The sequence below is a fragment of the Nocardia implantans genome (genome assembly GCF_035544775.1).
Classification (GTDB): domain Bacteria; phylum Actinomycetota; class Actinomycetes; order Mycobacteriales; family Mycobacteriaceae; genus Nocardia; species Nocardia implantans.
On the sequence record NZ_JAYKYQ010000037.1, the window covers coordinates 1 to 699 of the forward strand.

The window sequence follows — 699 nt, forward strand, 5'->3', positions numbered from 1 at the left end:
GACAGGCGGGCGATCTCGGCGTGCACCTTCTCGGAGGTTTCGACCTCGACGCCGAGGTGGTTGACGCTGCCGCCGTGGCCTGGATTCTCGATCAGCACCAGTTTCAGCGGTGGTTCGGTGACGGCGAAGTTGGCGTAACCAGGCTTGCGTTTGGCGGGCTCCGTCGCGAACAGGGTCGAGTAGAACGCCACGGCCTGGTCGATGTCGTCGACGTTCAGGGCGAGTTGGATGCGGGACATGACTACCTCCACTTGTGTGACATATATCGAAGAACTGGTTCGGTGCCGAGTCTGCCACCTTTTCGACATATGTCAATGGACTGGGTAGAGTCGATCGCATGCCCAAGACGCTGCCCATGATCGATATGTCCGCCCCGGTCTGCTGCGCGCCGGTCGCGGCGGGGCCGGTCGACGACGCCGCCGCGCTGGCAGTGGCGCTGCGGTTGAAGGCGATCGCCGACCCGGTGCGGGTGAAGCTGCTGTCCCTGCTGCTGACCAGCGCCGCGGGCGAGGAGAACGGCGGCGACCTCGCCACGGCGGTGGGCTTGTCGGAGTCGACGGTCAGCCATCACCTCGGCCAGTTGCGCAAGGCCGGGCTCGTGGAATCCGAACGGCGCGGTATGAACACCTTCCACCGCGCCCGCCGCGATGCCCTGGCGGCGCTGTGTGTGGTGCTGGACCCCAACTGCTGCCGCTGAAC

The 699-nt window shown here is 66.0% G+C and carries 2 protein-coding genes; one reads left to right on the forward strand and one right to left on the reverse strand.

The features are described 5' to 3' along the window. Positions 1-239 (reverse strand): ArsI/CadI family heavy metal resistance metalloenzyme (locus U3653_RS33190; RefSeq protein WP_324722505.1); only part of this gene is annotated, 239 nt, incomplete at its 3' end. Between the two features lie 98 nt (positions 240-337). Between U3653_RS33190 and U3653_RS33195 the strand changes: the two genes are divergently transcribed. Further along, positions 338-697, forward strand: a complete 360-nt coding sequence (locus U3653_RS33195) for an Rv2640c family ArsR-like transcriptional regulator (RefSeq protein WP_323124775.1) — start codon at positions 338-340, stop codon at positions 695-697. The last annotated feature ends 2 nt before the right edge of the window (positions 698-699 follow it).

Excerpts from the sequence above, each read along its gene's own strand:
- U3653_RS33195 (WP_323124775.1), top strand. The coding sequence starts at position 338 with ATGCCCAAGACGCTGCCCATGATCGATATGTCCGCCCCGGTCTGCTGC.